The sequence below is a fragment of the Leucobacter sp. NPDC058333 genome (assembly GCF_042726155.1).
Classification (GTDB): domain Bacteria; phylum Actinomycetota; class Actinomycetes; order Actinomycetales; family Microbacteriaceae; genus Leucobacter.
In genome coordinates this window covers 743,063-759,427 of record NZ_JBHXHV010000001.1, presented here as the reverse complement: position 1 = coordinate 759,427, position 16,365 = coordinate 743,063, and the positions used below count along the sequence as shown (strand labels likewise).

The window sequence follows — 16,365 nt, the reverse complement described above, 5'->3', positions numbered from 1 at the left end:
TGCGTTGTGGACGAGTAAGTCTCACAACGCAACAGCCCCCGACCGCGAGCGCGACCGGGGGCTGTTGACGAGTTGAGTCTGGTTACAGACCCGAGACGTCGAGCGGGATGCCCGGGCCGAAGGTCGTCGAAACGGCGCCCTTCTGCACGTACTTGCCCTTTGCCGACGACGGCTTCAGACGCGAGATCTCGTCGAGCACCGAGTTGATGTTGTCGGCGAGCTGCTCGGCCGTGAACGAGGCCTTGCCAACGATGAAGTGCACGTTGGAGTGCTTGTCAACGCGGAACTCGATCTTGCCGCCCTTGATCTCGGTGACAGCCTTCGCTGCATCCGGGGTCACGGTGCCGGTCTTCGGGTTGGGCATGAGGCCACGGGGGCCAAGCACCTTACCCAAGCGACCAACCTTGCCCATGAGCTCGGGGGTCGAGACGGCCGAATCGAAGTCGGTGTAGCCAGCGGCCACCTTCTCGATCAGCTCGTCGCCACCCACCTCGTCGGCGCCTGCGGCGATTGCAGCCTCAGCAGCAGCGCCAACCGCGAACACGATAACGCGTGCGGTCTTGCCGGTGCCGTGCGGCAGGCTGACGGTGCCACGCACCATCTGGTCAGCCTTGCGGGGATCCACACCGAGCTTGACAGCGACCTCAACGGTCGAGTCAGTCTTCGTGGAACCGGTCTCCTTCGCCAGGGCGACTGCCTCGGCGGGAGTGTAGAACTTGTCTGCCTGAATCTTCTCGGCAGCGGCGCGGTACGCCTTTGACTTCTGTGCCATGTCCGATGCCCCTTACTCGACCGTGATGCCCATGGAGCGAGCGGTGCCCGCGATGATCTTCGCCGCAGCGTCGATGTCGTTCGCGTTCAGATCAGCCTGCTTCTGCTCGGCGATCTGGCGAACCTGCTCGGCGGTGACCTTTGCGACCTTGACGGTGTGCGGAGTGCCGGAGCCCTTCTGCACGCCAGCCGCCTTCTTGAGCAGCTCAGCTGCCGGCGGCGTCTTCAGTACGAAGGTGAACGAGCGATCCTCGTAGACGGTGATTTCCACCGGAACGACGTTGCCGCGCTGGGATTCTGTCGCAGCGTTGTACGCCTTGCAGAATTCCATGATGTTGACGCCGTGCTGACCCAGGGCGGGTCCCACGGGGGGCGCCGGGTTGGCTGCGCCGGCATTGATCTGAAGCTTGATCAGACCGGTAACCTTCTTGGCCTTTGCCATGATTGTTTCCTTTCCTTCGAACACGCACGAGTGTGCGCGCTCTCCCGCGAGTCCGGCCGTTCCGGATGCGGTGTGTGTTTCCGCTCGCACACGCCAGAGGCGTTCGCAGACGCAAACCAGGTAAGTCTACCTCAAGATCCCGGATCGCGCACTGTTCGCCGACGAAGCCTGTTTGGCGACTAAACCGTGAAGTCGACCGTGTGCCACCCCGTGGCGCCATCGGGTGCGGGCGGCGCCTCCGTCGCGGTCTGCGTGTACCCCGACTTATCGGTCGCGCGCACGCGTGCACGGTGCCGCCCCGACTTGGCGTCCCACGGCAACGTCCACTGCACCCAGGTGTCGTCTGAGATCGCCTTCGCGAGCGTGGCCCGCTGCCAGGGGCCGTCGTCTATCTGGACATCGACGCGGGCGACACCGGTGTGCTGCGCCCAGGCGACCCCCGCTATCGTCGTCGCACCAGAGTCGAGCTGCGCGCCGGATCGCGGCGCATCGATGCGTGACGCCGTCTTGATCGGCCCGAGTTCCGACCAGCCCCGCGGGGTCCAGTACCCCTCGGCATCAGCAAACCGCGTGACCTCGAGCTTCGTGACCCACTTCGTCGCCGAGACATAGCCGTAGAGCCCAGGCACGATCAATCGCGCCGGGAACCCGTGTTCTGCGGGGAGCGGCTCACCATTCATGCCGACAGCGAGCAGTGCGTTTCGCTCTGGATCGGTGAGCGCCTCGAGGGGCGTGCCGGCGGTAAATCCGTCGGGCCCCGACGACAGCACCATGTCGGCGCTGTCCGAGACACCGGCGCGCGCCAGGAGTTCTCGCACGGGGTACCCGAGCCAGGTCGCATTGCCAATAAGATCGCCACCCACAGTGTTCGACACGCACGCGATCGTGGTGATGTGCTCCTCGAGCGGCAGCGCCACAAGCTCCGCGTAAGTCAGCGTGACGGGAGTATCGACCATTCCGCCGATTTCCAGCTGCCACGTCGACGGGTCAATCTGCGGTACCTGCAGGGCGATGTCGATGCGATAGAAATCCGCGTTGGGGGTGATCAATGGCGTGATACCGGCAACGTCGATGCTCGCCCCACCCGGCACCGGCGGCGCGGGCATTGCTGGCCTCGGCAGCGTGATCGCGGATCGCAGGGCGGTGTACGCAGCCGCGCTGCCGTTCTTGACGCGGGCGCCGACACCGACGACGACCGCGGCGACCGCCGTGATTCCCGCGAACATCAGGAAGCTGCGGCGCGCGAGCCGCGCGTCCTCGGACTTGGCGTGCACTGTTCCAGCCGTGGTGGGCGTCTCGACATCGGTGGCGCGTGCCGCTTCCCGCCACGCGAGCAGCCTGGGCCTGCCGTTGAGCAGCACCCAGAGACCTACGAGCGTGCCAATCACCGTTGGCATTGCCCACGCCAGTGTGGACTCGCTTCTTGTCAGGATTGCGACCACTGCGACGACCGATACCGCTGTGAGCACCAGCATGCCCAGCCCGCGGCGCGCAACCTCGGCGAATCCCGCAATCACGGCGAGCGCAAGGAGCACGATCGCGAGAATCACGAACAGCGCAACCTTGTCACCGGTGCCGAACAGCGTGATCATCGTGTCTTTGACCCAGCTCGGCGCGAGGTCGATCGCGAGCGAACCAACCGCGAACAGCGGAGAGGATCGTGGGCTGACGAACACGGCTACGAGTTCGGCCGCTCCGAGTACCGCGAGCGCGGCGGTGACGCCCAGCGCGGCAGCGCCGATCCGAATCCTTGATTGGCCCGTGTGCATGTGCTCACCGTAACCGAGAACACATGCAAAAAGCCCCGCCGAAGCGAGGCTTTTTGCGAATGTTTCGTTAGACCATCTTGGTGACCTGGTCGAAGCTGAGCTCGACCGGGGTCTCGCGCTCGAAGAGCGACACCAGCACGGTGAGCTTGCCAGCCGCGGGGTTGATCTCGCTGATCGTTCCTGGCAGACCCTCGAAGGAGCCCGACTTGATGGTGATCGTCTCGCCGACCTCGAAGTCGATTTCAACGTTGCCCTGAGCGGCAGCGTTCGCTGCAGCCTTGCCCTTGGCGGTCGCGGCCGGCTCGAGCTCGACGGTGCTCTTCAGCATCTCGAAGGCCTCGTTGATGCGCAGCGGCACGGGGTTGTGAGCATTGCCCACGAAGCCGGTGACACCCGGCGTGTGGCGAACGACGGACCAGGTGGTCTCGTTGAGGTGCATGCGAACGAGCACGTAACCGGGGATGCGCACGCGAGTCACCATCTTGCGCTGGCCGTTCTTGACCTCCATGACCTCTTCCATGGGGACCTGGATCTCGAAGATGTCGTCAACTGCGCCCATCGTCTCGCGACGGTTCCACAGGTTCGACTTCACCTTGCGCTCGTAACCGGCGTAGGTGTGAATCACGAACCACTTGCCTGGCCGGCGACGCAGGTCTTTCTTGAACGCCTTGTAGGGATCCTCAGCAGATTCGCCGTCACCCTCAGCGTCTTCTTCGGTCTCTTCATCGACGATAGCGCTGGCGGCCGCTTCGGCCTCTTCAACGCTGTCGATATCGAGCGCATCCTCGACCGCTGCGTCCACATCGGGGTCAGCCGACAGCACAAGTGCGTCGAGTGCCGCGTCGAGGTCTGCCTCGGGAGTATTGTTCTCGCTCGTCATCTCTTACTTGCTTTCCTTGCTCTGCGGTCGGTTCGTTCGGCGGCTGATTAGCCGAGCGTCGTTCCGAATAGGAAGACCGTTACTACACTGAACAACTGATCAAGCACCCACACCAGCGCCATCATGACCAGCACGAATGCGATCACCACGATGGTGAAGTTGATGAGTTCCTTGCGCGTCGGAGTGACGACCCGCTTCAGCTCAGCAATAACCTGCTGGATGAACAGGACGATGCGGCTGAACCAATTGCGCTTCGCCGCGCGATCGGCCTTGGCGCGATCGACAACGCCGCCGCTCTCCTCGACTTCAGTGCTGCTCACTCGCGTGTCCTTTCGGTTACCCCCGTTCGGCGCTTGCACACCGAACGAGACTTGCAGGGCAGACAGGACTCGAACCTGCAACCTGCGGTTTTGGAGACCGCTGCGCTACCAATTGCGCCACTGCCCTATGGAGTGTTCCGCCGGAATTTCTGAGCCCGGCAGGCACAGGAAATTCTGGCAGAAGTCAACTACCAACAGACACTCTACGGGATCAACTTGCCCGTGTCGAACCGGGAGCCGTGCGCCCGGGCGCGTCGCGCGCGGGCGCCGATCGGTATGCCCCGGTCGCGCACTCCCCGGGTTAGGATCGAAGGGTGAGCCACATCTCCCGTTTGTCAAAGAAGATTTCCGCTATCGCCGAGTCGGCGACACTCAAGGTCGATGCCAAGGCGAAGGCCCTGCAGGCCGAGGGTCGACCCGTTATTAGCTACGCGGCAGGTGAGCCTGATTTCGCCACGCCCGAGCACATCGTCGACGCCGCCCGCGCAGCCCTCGACGACCCGAAGAATTATCGCTATACAGCGGCCGCTGGTCTCCCTGAGCTGAAGCGCGCGATCGCAGACAAGACCGCTCGCGACTCGGGTTGGGCTGTCGAACCGTCGCAGGTCGTCGTGACCAACGGCGGCAAGCAGGGCGTCTACCAGGCGTTCCAGGTGCTGCTCGATGCGGGCGACGAGGTCTTGTTGCCGGCGCCGTACTGGACCACCTACCCCGAAGCCATTCAGCTTGCCGACGGCGTGCCCGTCGAGGTGTTCGCTGGCGCGGATCAGAACTACAAGGTCACCGTCGACCAGCTTGAGGCCGCGCGCACCGAGCGCACCAAGGTGCTGCTCTTCGTGTCACCGTCGAACCCGACCGGGGCTGTGTACTCGGTAGAGGAAACGAAGGCAATCGGCGAGTGGGCCGAAGCGAACGGCCTGTGGGTCATCGCCGACGAGATTTACCAGAACCTCACCTACGACGGCGTCCGCGCCGTATCGATCGTCGAGGCCGTGCCTGCGCTGCAGGATCGGACGATCCTCGTCAACGGCGTCGCGAAGACCTACGCCATGACCGGCTGGCGACTTGGCTGGATGGTCGGCCCCGCCGACATCATCAAGGGCGCCTCTAACCTGCAGTCGCACCTGACCTCGAACGTCAACAACATCGCGCAGCGGGCAGCACTCGCGGCCCTCACCGGCCCGCAGGAGCCGATCGAGGCGATGCGCCAGGCCTTCGATCGCCGCCGCAAGCTGATCGTCGCGGAACTCAACAAGGTGCCCGGCTTCCACTGCCCGACCCCCGAGGGCGCGTTCTACGCCTACGTCGACGTCACCGCGGCACTCGGTAAGACCTACCGCGGCGTCACGCCATCGTCGTCGCTCGAACTCGCAGACCTGATCCTCTCCGAGGCCGAGGTCGCGGGGGTTCCGGGCGAGGCCTTCGGCCCGAGCGGTTACCTGCGTTTCAGCTACGCACTCGGCGACGAAGCCCTCGTCGAGGGCGTGCGCCGCATTCAGGCGCTGCTGAGCGAGTAGTCGGTCGAGTCCCCCGGAGCACGCTACCCAAACTCCGCGTAGCGCTCCGCGGCGTCAGCTACTTCGTTGTTGTAGCTGACGCTGGGGTTGTATCCGTCGAGTGCCGCGATCCAGTGTTCGCCGGCAGTGAGGTCGAGGCCCGGGTCGCAGAGCAGGGTCGCGGCCGAGAGTGCCGCGTCGTCGATCTGGTCGATTTCAATGCGGCCGTCGCCGTTGCCGTCCCGACCGAACATCGCCCAGGTACTCGGGATGAACTGCATCGGCCCAACCGCGCGGTCCCACTCCGTGTCGCCGTCGATGGTTCCGTCGTCGGTGTCTGGCGTTGCGAGAAACTGGCTGCCGTCGAGCGGCACTCCGATAATGCGGGGCGTCGTCTCGCCGCTCGCGAGCAGGCGCGAACCGTTGATGCTGCCGTGCTCTGACTCAACCTGCCCGATACCGGCGAGCATGTTCCAGCCGATACGACAACCCGGCTGTTCCTCCGCGAGGGTGAGCGCCGCCGTTGCGTAGGCGCTGAGCGCCCGCTCTGGGATCCCCGATTCTGCGGCGACCCTTTCGATCCAAATCGGATCCGCCGCCGGAAGTGCTGACCGAGCCGCGTCAACGGCGCCGGGAGCACCGGACGCTCCGGGAACCGAGCGATGCGAAGGGGCCGCAGACCCGGCAGGATCAGCGACGACGTCTCCCACAGCCTCGCCGCCCTGCGCCCCGCAGACCACGAAGACCGCTACGCCTCCGGCCACCAGCAGCGCCGCAATCACGCCGCCTCCGACGGCGAATAATTGACTGCGACGCGCTCGAAACATTGATCCCAAGATATCGGGAATGATTTGGGAGGACCCGTGTTACATTTGTATGCAAGCGCATATAAGTGAACACCTCAGCAGCGACCCGCACCGGGCCGCGCGCTACACACAGGAGAACATCATGGAATTCGGCATCTTCTCGGTCAGCGACGTTACCCGCGATCCGGTGTCGGGTGAGACGCCGAGCGAGGCCGCCCGCATTCAGGGTCTCGCCGAGATCGCCGTGCACGCAGAAGAGGTCGGCTTCGACGTCTTCGCGGTCGGCGAGCACCACAACGCACCGTTCTTCTCGTCGAGCCCCACCACTTTTCTCGCATACATCGCGGCCCTGACGAAGACGCTGAAGCTCTCGACCAGCACGACGCTGATCACCACGAACGATCCGGTGCGCATCGCCGAAGAGTACGCAATGCTGCAGCACCTCGCGAAGGGGCGCATGGACCTGATGCTCGGCCGCGGCAACACCGCGCCGGTGTACCCGTGGTTCGGCAAGGACATCCGTTCGGCCCTGCCGCTCGCGCTCGACAACTACAACCTGCTGCACCGCCTGTGGCGCGAGGACGTCGTCGATTACGAGGGCAACTTCCGCACGCCGCTGCAGGGCTTTACGAGCACGCCGCGTCCACTCGACGACGTGCCCCCGTTCGTGTGGCACGGGTCCATCCGCACCCCCGAGATCGCCGAACAGGCGGCGTACTACGGCGACGGATTCTTCTCGAACCACATCTTCGCCCCCTCAGAGCACTCGCTGCGCCTCGTGCGCTTCTACCGCGAGCGTTTCGAGCACTACGGCCACGGCACGCAAAAGCAGGCCGTCGTTGGCCTCGGCGGCCAGGCCTTCATGGCGAAGAACTCGCAGGACGCTGTGTCGCAGTTCCGCCCGTACTTCAACGAAGCACCCGTGTATGGGCACGGCCCCCGCCTGGAAGACTTCGCGAGCCAGACTCCGCTGACCGTCGGCAGCCCGCAAGAAGTCATCGACAAGACCCTCGGCTTCCGCGAGATCTTCGGGGACTACCAGCGCCAGATGTTCCTGATCGATCACGCCGGTCTCCCCACGAAGACAGTGCTTGAGCAGCTCGACCTGTTCGGCTCCGAGGTGCTCCCGGTACTGCGGGCAGAAATAGCGAAGGATCGCGACCCAGAGGTCGCCGAATCTCCCTCCCACCAGAGCCTGATCACCACCAAGTACGGCACTGATGCGCCGCGCCAACCGCGCCCGAACGCCAATCGGGGGGACAATGTAACGGGCGGGTCGCCCTACCAGGACTCGCCGGCAAAGCAGGGAGCCGCTTTCGGGATCGCATGATCCCGACCCGCTTTTCAGTGCGAGCAGCTCCGCAGCATCCCGACGAAACCACCGCACGAATGGAGAACACGAGATGGATTCAGCCACTCGTATCGATGTGCGCCTCGCAAATGAGGCGTGGGAGTCGGTGATGTCGGCGCACTCGACACTGATGCAGGTCTTCGAGGCCGAGCACATGTGGTCGGAAATCAGCATGCGCGAGTACGACGTGCTGTACACGCTCTCCAAGCACGACAAGCCGATTCGCATGTGTGACGTACAGGGCGGCGTGCTGCTCAGCCAGCCCGCGCTCTCTCGCATGGTTGATCGGCTGGCGACTCGCGGGCTCATCGCCCGCGAGCCCGACCCCGAAGACGGCCGCGCCGTGCTGCTCAGCCTGACCGCCGACGGCGCCGCACTGCAAGAGCAGGTGGGGCGCGCACACGCCAAGAGCATCGCGCGACACCTGGGCGCAGCCCTCACCGCCGACGAAATGCACGAGCTGCGCCGCATCGCGGGCAAGCTCGCGGGCAAGACCGCGAGCAATCTCGCCGGCGCACCCGCAAACTGATTCGCGCCCAACGCGCTCACACACACTTGAACTCTCTGAGGAGTACCCCATGAACACACCCTTCGACGGAACTCCCGCCGCGCCCGGCTCCCTCGAAACCGAGCCAGCGAGCCCCACACCGCGAACCCTCGCAGTCGTCAGCGCCGGTACGAGTGACCCGTCGACCACGACGATGCTCGCGAACCGCGTTGCTGATAAGGCCGCCCAGATGGCCGCCCAGCGCGGTATCGAGCTGCATATCCGCTTCGTTGATCTGCGCGCCCTCGCCGAAGACGTGACGACCGCGCTCGTCACACAGCACGTCTCCCCCGCGCTGCAGGCCGCGAGCGACATCATGCGCGACGCCGACGCGATCGTCGCCTCCACTCCCGTCTACAAGGCGGGCGCGAGTGGGCTGTTCACCGCCTTCTTCCAGGTGCTCGACAACGATCTGCTGATCGGCACGCCCGTCGCACTCGGAGCGACAGCGGGCAGCGCGCGCCACGCGCTCGTCGTAGACGACCAGCTGCGCGGCCTGTTCTCATACCTGCGCACGATCACCGTGCCGACCGGGCTCTTCGCCGCGCCGGACGACTGGACCAGCCGCGAATTCGGCACCCGCATCGAGCGTGCCGCCACCGAGCTCATCGCGCTCGTCGCCGGCGGCTTCCGCGAGTCAGTTCGCGGCGAATCTTGGGGTGCGTACCAGCACTCCTACGGCAGCGCCGGCGGCACCGAGCTCGGCATCGACTTTGACACCGATCTGATGCGCCTCGCGACGGGCGGGCACTGAGCTACATCCACTTCTTCCAGCGGAGCGGGCGGCTCCGGATTCCGTGAGAGATTCGGCTTCGGTGACACCGACCGGCGTGAACCGCGCCGACCGAAGCCGAATCTCTCACCGAAGGTGTACGGGCATATTGAGCTGCCGCGTAGCGATCTCACGCGCCCAGCGCAGATCGTGAGTCGTCACCACGACCGCGCCGCCTGCCTCGGTGAAGTCGCGCACGATGCGGTCTAGGCGCCGCATGCCCGCGAGGTCGCGTCCGAGCGTGGGTTCGTCAAGTAGCAGCACGTCTGGCCGCAACAGCAGTGCCGAGCCGATGACGAGTTCCTTGCGCTGGGCGGGGTTCAGATCGTAGGGGTGATCGTCTGCCTGCTCGCCCAGGCCGACGCGCAGCAGCATTTCACCCGACGCAACTGCCCGCTCGTCACGCAGCCTGGCGCGCTCGCGACGCCGATGCGGCGGAAGCGGGGTCGACGTTTCGAGCTCGGCCAGCGCGGTCGCTGCCGAGAGCTGCGCGCCCGGATCTTGCCCCACCCAGCCCAGCCATCCAGCCCGCTGCCACGCTGGCAGCCTGTCGATGCGCACGGCGCCCGCTCCGGCCCCGCCACGGTTGCGCACCGAGATCTCGCCCGTCACGCTCGCGTCACGGCCGAGCAGCCCGGAGAGCGCGCGGAGCAGCGTCGACTTGCCCACACCATTCGCGCCGACCACGGCGAGCACTTCACCGCCACTGACACCAAGGTCAATGCCCGAGAAGATAGGCGTACCGCCTCGGGTCACAGTCAGGTCGCGCGCTTCGAGAAGCGGGGAGGGAGCCGATCCGGGTGCGCGTTCGAGCGCTGACACGGACTCGGGCGTGCTCGAAGCAGCGAGATCCGAATCCGGCCCCGGCATCGTATTCCAGACGCCGTGCGCCGCCAGCGCCTCATCGTTCAGGTCGCGCGGCGCAGCCTGGCGCACACTGCGGCCGGCACGGAGAAACGCTACGCGATCCGCCGCCGCGGTGAGTTCGTCGTGCTGATGGCCCGCCAGCAGTACCGCGCCGCCACCCGCACAGAAACCACGCAGCGCCGCGAGCAGCAGCGCGCGAGCCGCCGGATCAAGTGAGAGTGCAGGCTGATCGAGCATCAATAGCTCTGGCCTCAGCGTCGTGAGACTCGCGAGCGCGACGAGCTGGCGTTCGCCGCCCGAGAGCGTGTCGAGGCGGCGACCGACCAGGCGCGCCATGCCGAACGATGCGAGTGCGGTACCCGGATCGACGGCTCGGTCACTGCCGAAAAGCCGCGTCGGCAGCCGCACCTCGTCGTCGACGAAGCTCGTCATGCCGGTGATCTGAGATTCAGGATCGTCGCCGAGCATCGCGACGGCTCCGGGCGCGCTGCGGACGCTCCCCGCGGCGTCACCGCGGTCTCCGAGCAGCCCCGCGGCGAGGCGGCAGAGCGTCGAGGTTCCCGATCCCTGCGGTCCGAGCACCGCCACCATCTCGCCGCGTTGCACCGTGAGGTTGAGCTCCGAGAGCGCGACAGTGTCGGTCCCGTGATAGCGAAAGCTGGCGTCGATGAGTTCGAGGGCGAGCATCGGTTCAGTCACGAAGCGCCCCCAACACGTCAGAGGCGGTCGGGAGGGGGAGCGCGCCGGCCAGAGAGAGCACGATGAGCGACACGGTCAGCAGGGGCGCGCCCCACCGAAGCCAACTCTGCGCAGCTCCGTCGGCGTGCAACTGCAGCGGCGCCGGGCGCCGAGCGCGCCCGAACCCGCGCTGTTCGAGCGTGTCGTGGCGCTGATCGAGTTGCACGAGCGAGGCGGTCAGCAATCCGGCGATGATGCCCGGCAGCAGGCGCAGCCGCGTGCCGAGGCGAGCCGTATTCCAACCGCGCGCCGCGCGCGCAGCGAGCGACTGCGATACCCGCTGCCGCAGCAGCGGGATCAGGCTCATCGCCGTCGCGCAGACATACGCGATCGCGAGCGGCAGGCGCAGCCGGATCATGCCGTCGAAGGTACGCGCGGCGTCAGACCCGAACGCGAAGAGCGCGCAGACCGCGATCATCGCGGCCACTCGCAGCCACAGCTGCAGCGCGACCGCCAGCCCCTCCACCGTGATCGCCGCCGCGCCCCACCGCCACAGCACCTCAGCGCCGTCGGCCGGGTAAAACAGCCCCTGCACGATGCCGATCATGATCAGCATCGGAACGGCAAGCGCCCCGACCGTGATGAGCCAGCGCGAGAACCGCACGCGCGGCGAAACCATCGCCGCGACGACCGCGCCGATCAGCAGCGCGGTCGGCACGATCGGCGACGGGATGCCATACGTGAGCAGCAACCCGCACACGAGCAGCACAAGCTCGGTGGCTGGGTGGAGCGCCGCGTGACGTGGCTCGGAGGTCACCGGGGCGTTGAAGCTTGCCACCGCGACTGCCCACCCCCGCGGCCGTTCGCAAGCGAGCGCATCGCGAGCGGATACCGGCTGACGATGCGTTTCGGCAGTGTGCGCAGCACGAGAAACGCGAGCAGAAAGATGATCGCCTTGTCTGCCGTGTCTGACGCGAGACTCTGCACCGTGGTGGCGTTGAGCATCTCGAGGCCAGCGGCCTGCAGCGTGGCGACAATGCCGCCGGTGCCGACGCCGAGCCCGCCGCCGTAGACGAACGCCGCAACCGGAGCGCCGAGCGCGCCTCCGGGAATGCCCGCGACGGCACCCGCGAGCACCGCCCACCAGGCGGCGCGGAACGCCCCGATGCGAGCCGCCCAGCCGGCGGCAGCGCCGACGAACGCGGCGCCCGCGGTGAACGCGATGACGGTGGGGTTGATCGTGACGCCCCAGATCAGGTTGCCGAGCACGCCGGTGAGTGCGCCAGCCGCAGGGCCCGCGAGCACGCCAACGATCACCGATCCGAGCGAGTCAAGGTAGAGGGGCAGCGGTGTCAGCGTGCCGATGATCTGCCCGACGGTGATGTTCAGGGCGATCGCGACCGGCATGAGCGCGAAGATGCTGCGCGGAATCATGGGGAGCGTACCGGCGGCGATGAGCGCGGCACCGGCGAGATAGCCGACCATCACCCAGAGCGTTGCGTGGCCCAGGTCTTGGCCGAGCGTGGCCGGCTGCGTGAGGAGCACGGCGACGTAGGTCGCAATAATGACGACCGCCCCAGCGGCGGTCAATAGATACGCCCACTTCGGGGCGGTGTGGCGGGGTTCTCCGGGACTCGTCAGTGTGGCGAGCCCCTGCCCAGAGACGCTATCGCGTGTGGCCATCGTGTGGTCCTTCCATCAGGGTGTCGGTGAGGTGATCAAGAAATGCGGGGGCGTCGACGCTTCGAATGATCTCGGCGTTAACGGGCTTGTTCCATCGCCCGAGCCAGTCGGCGACGGTCTCGCCGCGCGTGAGCGTGCCGGTGAGTTCGACGTCGACCGGCGCAAACGCGATCGTCGCCCACGGCAGCGAGCCGGTCGCGGGCGCGGCGGATCCTGCGCGCGATTCGCTCGCGAGCTCGCCGCGCGCCTGTTGCTCTCCGGCCAGCTCGCCGCGCGCCCACTCGACGGCCGTGGCCGTGACATAGGGATCGTGGATGTGTGCGAGGTAGCCGTGTCCGTCTGCCGCGTGAAACTCAAAGTAGAAGCGGAGCGCCTCACCGAGCTCGCGCAGTACCGCTGACCAGGCAGGAGTCGGCGACGACGCGGTCAGGATCGTGGCCAATCGCTCGGGCGTCATCTCTACCATCTCCGTCGCCTCGATCGGGCCGATCACCGGAGCGAAGGGTGCATTGCCCGCGGTGAACGCATCGCCGAACGCGGCGAACACGCGCGCGGCCGCCTCGGGATCGAAGGTGATGTTCCACTCAGTTGTTGGATGGGTATTGCCGCGGTAGTTGAACGCGCCGCCCATCACGAAGAGACGCTTCACGAGGCGCGGCAGCTCCGGCTCAATCTCGAGCGCGAGTGCGAGGTTCGTCGACGGGCCGATGACGACGCCGATGAGCTCACCGGGATGCGCCCGCGCGGCGTCGACCCAGGCCTGCGCCGCCGAGGTGTCACGAGTCGAGAAGCTCGGTTCTGGCAGAGTCGCGTAGCCGCTGCCGGTGTCGCCGTGGGTGACCTCGGCGTAGGCGGGGTCGGCGGGGTCGGCGGGGTCGGTGAGGTTGGTGGCGTCAGCGGGGTCGGTGACATCTGCGGCCTCGACAGCGTCGGCTGTTTGCGCGAGCGGCTGCGCGACCCCTCGATACACCGGTAGCTCGGTGCGTCCCGCGAGTTCGAGCCAGCCGAGCGTGTTGCGCACGACCTGCGCGGTCGAGACGTTGCCGCCGCTCGCGGCAATCCCCACGATCTCGACGTCGCGCTGGCAGAGGAGATACGCGATCGCGATGGCATCGTCGATGCCGGGGTCGCAGTCGAGAAAGAGCGGGATCGTGTTCGCGGGCATCCCTCTATTGTGACGGACAATTGTGACCGACGCCGCGAGCGCGGATGTTACGCGTCGCCGGCCGTGATGTCTTGCGCCTCTTCCACGGCGGTCTCGTGTGCGCGGCCGATGTGCGCGAGGTGCTTACCGGCGAAGCCGAGCACGACCATCGCCACGACAATCGAAGCGGCACCGAACCAGTACGGTACGCCCGCGCCCATCGCCTCGGAGATCGGGCCGGCCACGGCCGGAGCGACAGCACCGCCCATGAAGCGCACACCCGAGTATGTCGAGGAGGCGACGTTGCGGGGCAGGTCGGTCGCCTCCATGACCGCCTCGGTGAGTGCCGTGTTCATGACACCGAGCAGCAGACCGCTGATGATCACGACGACCACGAGGCCCGTGAGGTTCCCCGTGAAGAAACCGAGCAGGAGCAGGCACACGGTCAGACCGGTGAGCATGGCGAAGAGCACGGGGCGCAGCCCGATCCGGCGGGTGAGCACCGGAGCGACCAGCACCGAGGTAATTGCGAGGGCGAGCCCCCAGCCGAAGAACACGAGGCCGAGTTCGTGCGCGCCGAATTCGAGCCCGAGCGATGCGGCCGCGGCCTCCATTGGGTACGGGCTGTAGGCCAGCAGCACGAAGAATCCGAAGTTGTAGAAGAGTGCGACGATCGACAGCGAACGCAGGGCGGGGTTGCGCAGCGCCCGGAACCCGGCCACGATCGAGACTTTTTCGACGACGGGAGCGGGTTCGGCCGCGGCGTCTGAGCCGCGCTTGGGCTGGCGAAGCAGCACGAGAATCGCGATCAGCGCAATGGCCATCAGTGCCGCGGTGCCGAAGAACGGCCCTCGCCATGAGAGCGTGCCGAGCAGACCGCCGACGAGCGGGCCGACCGCGAGCCCGACGCCGAGCGCGGCCTCGTACAGCACGATTGCCTGGCGGGCTCCGCCCGAGGCTGCGCCCACGATCGCGGCAAGCGCCGTCGAGATGAAGAGCGCATTGCCGAGACCCCAGCCCGCGCGGAAGCCGATGATCGCGTCGACCGTGCCTGACGCCCCCGCGAGCGCCGCGAACACCACAACGAGCACGAGCCCGGCGATGAGCGTGCGCTTCACGCCGATGCGGCTCGACACCCAGCTCGTGAAGAACATCGCCGCGCCGGTAATGAAGAGGTAGCTCGTGAACAGCAGCATCGTCTGGCTCGGGCTCGCCCCCAGCTCATGGCTAATGGCGGGCAGGATCGGGTCGACCAATCCGATGCCCATGAACGAGACCGCGCAGGCGAACGCGATCGCCCAGACCGCGGTCGGCTGGCGCCAGATCGAGGGCTTCGACGGCTGCGGCGGGGTCGGCCGGTGCGATCCGGTGTCTGCTGGGTTGGGAGCTGAGGAATGAGCTGTCGTGGACGTGAGAATCTCCCGGTGCTGAGTGTGTGCGTTGTGCGTTGTGGAGGGGCGGGCTACCCCGGCTACCCCGGCTACCCCGAGGGGTCGTCGATGCGGTCGCCCAGCTGCTGCATGAGCTCGGCGGCGCGAGCGAGTGTGGCGCGATCGAACTCAGAGAGCGCTTCGAGGTGTGGGCGAACGCGGTCGGCCGCTTTGCTCCGATACTCATCGAGTGCGATCTGGCCGGCGGGCGTGAGGCTCACGAGGGTTGCGCGGCCGTCGTCGGGGTCGGGGCTCCGCGACACCCATCCTTCGCTCTCGAGGCGCTGCACGAGCCCCGTCATCGACGGCTGCGCAACCCGCTGCTGATGCGCGAGCGAGCTGATGCGCGCCGCTCCCGAGTGTTCGAGCTCGGCGAGGACGCGCCACGCGATCAGCGAGTAGCCGCCGCCCGCGACGCGGCCAGCGACGCGCGCGAACCTTCCGGTGACGCGGGTCAGGTCAAGCGCCAACGCATCGGCACCTGATGCACTACCTGGCACTTGTTCGATCATGAATGGAACTTTATCACTATTTACATCGTAGTGCTATGCAATTTGCTGCGCGCGGGCTCGCGTGAACTCATCACGGCTTGACACCCGGGGGTGCTGCGAGGACGATTCGAGGCAGCGGGAGTACCGCTGATCCAGGCAAAGGAGCCGCAGATGACCACACCAACGGGTCCCGGGCGCATCATCATCGACCTCTTCACCACGCTTGACGGCGTCGCGCAGGCGCCGGGCGGGGCCGAAGAGGATACGCGGGGCAACTTCCGCTTCGGTGGCTGGCAGGCGCCGATCGACGACGACATGGTCGGGCAGAGCGTGCTCGGGTACGTCGATCGCATGGACGCGCTGCTGCTCGGGCGACGCACCTACGAGAATTTCGCGGAGTACTGGCCGCAGCACGATGACAACGTGATCGGGCGCACGTTCAATGCGACGCCGAAGTATGTGGCGAGCCGCGACGCTGCGCTCCCGACCCCCTGGCAGGGCACCACGCGCATCGGCGACGATCTCGCGGGAGAGGTGCGCGCGCTTCGCGAGCGCCACCGCGAGATTCACGTCGTCGGCAGCATCGACTTCGTGCAGACACTCATCGCAGAGCGCCTCTTCGATGAGCTCTGCCTCTGGGTGTATCCAATCGTGCTCGGCGAGGGGCAGAAGGTCTTCCCGACGGGAGCGCTCCCCACCAACCTGCGCCTAATCGAGCCCCCGCTCAGCGGCAGCGCGGGCGCGGTGCAGCTCCGCTACGAGCCCGCCCCGGGCACCCCAACCACGGGAACCATGACCCCCTAACCACAACACCCCTCGCGGGTGAGCAATTTTCGACCAAATCGGGAGATTTTTTGTGGGAATTTGGTCACCCCCGAGGGGGGGGTTGGTGGGGTGTTGTTGATGGCCGCGTTGTTT

The 16,365-nt window shown here is 66.6% G+C and carries 18 protein-coding genes and 1 tRNA gene; 6 read left to right on the top strand and 13 right to left on the bottom strand.

Annotated features, from left to right (window positions below):
• Positions 1–82: 82 nt before the first annotated feature.
• The 6 genes from rplA to ACFWHR_RS03420 all read right to left on the bottom strand — a co-directional run bounded on the left by rplA (position 83) and on the right by ACFWHR_RS03420 (position 4,309).
• Positions 83–772 (bottom strand): 50S ribosomal protein L1, encoded by a 690-nt coding sequence (gene rplA / locus ACFWHR_RS03445; protein ID WP_382446870.1) that lies wholly within the window; start codon positions 770–772, stop codon positions 83–85.
• Positions 773–784: 12 nt separating this feature from the next.
• The gene (gene rplK, locus ACFWHR_RS03440) at positions 785–1,213 is read right to left on the bottom strand and encodes a 50S ribosomal protein L11 (protein WP_382446869.1); all 429 of its coding nucleotides are present in this window, start codon (positions 1,211–1,213) and stop codon (positions 785–787) included.
• A gap of 179 nt (positions 1,214–1,392) precedes the next feature.
• On the bottom strand, positions 1,393–2,982 hold the full coding sequence (locus ACFWHR_RS03435; protein ID WP_382446868.1) for a molybdopterin-dependent oxidoreductase: 1,590 nt from the start codon (positions 2,980–2,982) through the stop codon (positions 1,393–1,395).
• A 67-nt stretch (positions 2,983–3,049) separates the two neighbouring features.
• The gene (gene nusG, locus ACFWHR_RS03430; RefSeq protein WP_382446867.1) at positions 3,050–3,862 is read right to left on the bottom strand and encodes a transcription termination/antitermination protein NusG; all 813 of its coding nucleotides are present in this window, start codon (positions 3,860–3,862) and stop codon (positions 3,050–3,052) included.
• Positions 3,863–3,909: 47 nt separating this feature from the next.
• Positions 3,910–4,182, bottom strand: coding sequence for a preprotein translocase subunit SecE (secE, locus tag ACFWHR_RS03425; protein WP_382446866.1), 273 nt, complete (start codon positions 4,180–4,182; stop codon positions 3,910–3,912).
• Between the two features lie 54 nt (positions 4,183–4,236).
• Positions 4,237–4,309 (bottom strand) — tRNA-Trp (locus tag ACFWHR_RS03420).
• Positions 4,310–4,496: 187 nt separating this feature from the next.
• Here ACFWHR_RS03420 and ACFWHR_RS03415 point away from each other — a divergent pair.
• Positions 4,497–5,699, top strand: a complete 1,203-nt coding sequence (locus tag ACFWHR_RS03415) for a pyridoxal phosphate-dependent aminotransferase (RefSeq protein ID WP_382446865.1) — start codon at positions 4,497–4,499, stop codon at positions 5,697–5,699.
• A gap of 23 nt (positions 5,700–5,722) precedes the next feature.
• On the opposite strand, the gene ACFWHR_RS03410 is transcribed toward ACFWHR_RS03415, so the two are convergent.
• Positions 5,723–6,460 (bottom strand): lytic transglycosylase domain-containing protein, encoded by a 738-nt coding sequence (locus tag ACFWHR_RS03410; RefSeq protein ID WP_382446864.1) that lies wholly within the window; start codon positions 6,458–6,460, stop codon positions 5,723–5,725.
• Positions 6,461–6,626: 166 nt separating this feature from the next.
• On the opposite strand from ACFWHR_RS03410, the gene ACFWHR_RS03405 reads away from it, so the two are divergent.
• From ACFWHR_RS03405 to ACFWHR_RS03395, 3 genes are all read left to right on the top strand, one after another.
• Positions 6,627–7,814, top strand: coding sequence for a CE1758 family FMN-dependent luciferase-like monooxygenase (locus tag ACFWHR_RS03405; RefSeq protein ID WP_382446863.1), 1,188 nt, complete (start codon positions 6,627–6,629; stop codon positions 7,812–7,814).
• 73 nt (positions 7,815–7,887) lie between these two features.
• Positions 7,888–8,364 (top strand): MarR family winged helix-turn-helix transcriptional regulator, encoded by a 477-nt coding sequence (locus ACFWHR_RS03400; protein WP_382446862.1) that lies wholly within the window; start codon positions 7,888–7,890, stop codon positions 8,362–8,364.
• Between the two features lie 49 nt (positions 8,365–8,413).
• A complete protein-coding gene (locus tag ACFWHR_RS03395; RefSeq protein ID WP_382446861.1) occupies positions 8,414–9,136 on the top strand; it encodes a CE1759 family FMN reductase in 723 nt (240 codons plus the stop codon).
• 105 nt (positions 9,137–9,241) lie between these two features.
• Here ACFWHR_RS03395 and ACFWHR_RS03390 read toward each other — a convergent pair whose 3' ends face one another.
• From ACFWHR_RS03390 to ACFWHR_RS03370, 5 genes are read right to left on the bottom strand one after another with little or no spacing between them, the layout of a single operon-like run.
• Positions 9,242–10,720, bottom strand: a complete 1,479-nt coding sequence (locus tag ACFWHR_RS03390) for an ATP-binding cassette domain-containing protein (RefSeq protein ID WP_382446860.1) — start codon at positions 10,718–10,720, stop codon at positions 9,242–9,244.
• Positions 10,713–11,537, bottom strand: a complete 825-nt coding sequence (locus tag ACFWHR_RS03385) for an energy-coupling factor transporter transmembrane component T family protein (protein ID WP_382446859.1) — start codon at positions 11,535–11,537, stop codon at positions 10,713–10,715. Before ACFWHR_RS03385 ends, ACFWHR_RS03390 begins: the two co-directional genes overlap by 8 nt.
• Positions 11,513–12,382, bottom strand: coding sequence for a histidine kinase (locus ACFWHR_RS03380; protein ID WP_382446858.1), 870 nt, complete (start codon positions 12,380–12,382; stop codon positions 11,513–11,515). The genes ACFWHR_RS03385 and ACFWHR_RS03380 overlap by 25 nt, the downstream gene beginning before the upstream one ends.
• Positions 12,366–13,547 (bottom strand): nucleoside hydrolase, encoded by a 1,182-nt coding sequence (locus tag ACFWHR_RS03375; protein WP_382446857.1) that lies wholly within the window; start codon positions 13,545–13,547, stop codon positions 12,366–12,368. The genes ACFWHR_RS03380 and ACFWHR_RS03375 overlap by 17 nt, the downstream gene beginning before the upstream one ends.
• Before the next feature lie 47 nt (positions 13,548–13,594).
• A complete protein-coding gene (locus ACFWHR_RS03370) occupies positions 13,595–14,794 on the bottom strand; it encodes an MFS transporter (RefSeq protein WP_382446856.1) in 1,200 nt (399 codons plus the stop codon).
• On the opposite strand from ACFWHR_RS03370, the gene ACFWHR_RS03365 reads away from it, so the two are divergent.
• Positions 14,793–14,924, top strand: a complete 132-nt coding sequence (locus ACFWHR_RS03365; protein WP_382446855.1) for a hypothetical protein — start codon at positions 14,793–14,795, stop codon at positions 14,922–14,924. The two genes, ACFWHR_RS03370 and ACFWHR_RS03365, sit on opposite strands and share 2 nt — an antisense overlap.
• 82 nt (positions 14,925–15,006) lie before the next feature.
• On the opposite strand, the gene ACFWHR_RS03360 is transcribed toward ACFWHR_RS03365, so the two are convergent.
• Positions 15,007–15,468 carry a MarR family winged helix-turn-helix transcriptional regulator gene (locus ACFWHR_RS03360; protein WP_382446854.1) on the bottom strand — a complete coding sequence of 154 codons (462 nt, stop codon included), beginning with the start codon at positions 15,466–15,468 and terminating at the stop codon, positions 15,007–15,009.
• Positions 15,469–15,618: 150 nt separating this feature from the next.
• Between ACFWHR_RS03360 and ACFWHR_RS03355 the strand changes: the two genes are divergently transcribed.
• Positions 15,619–16,251, top strand: coding sequence for a dihydrofolate reductase family protein (locus tag ACFWHR_RS03355; protein ID WP_382446853.1), 633 nt, complete (start codon positions 15,619–15,621; stop codon positions 16,249–16,251).
• The last annotated feature ends 114 nt before the right edge of the window (positions 16,252–16,365 follow it).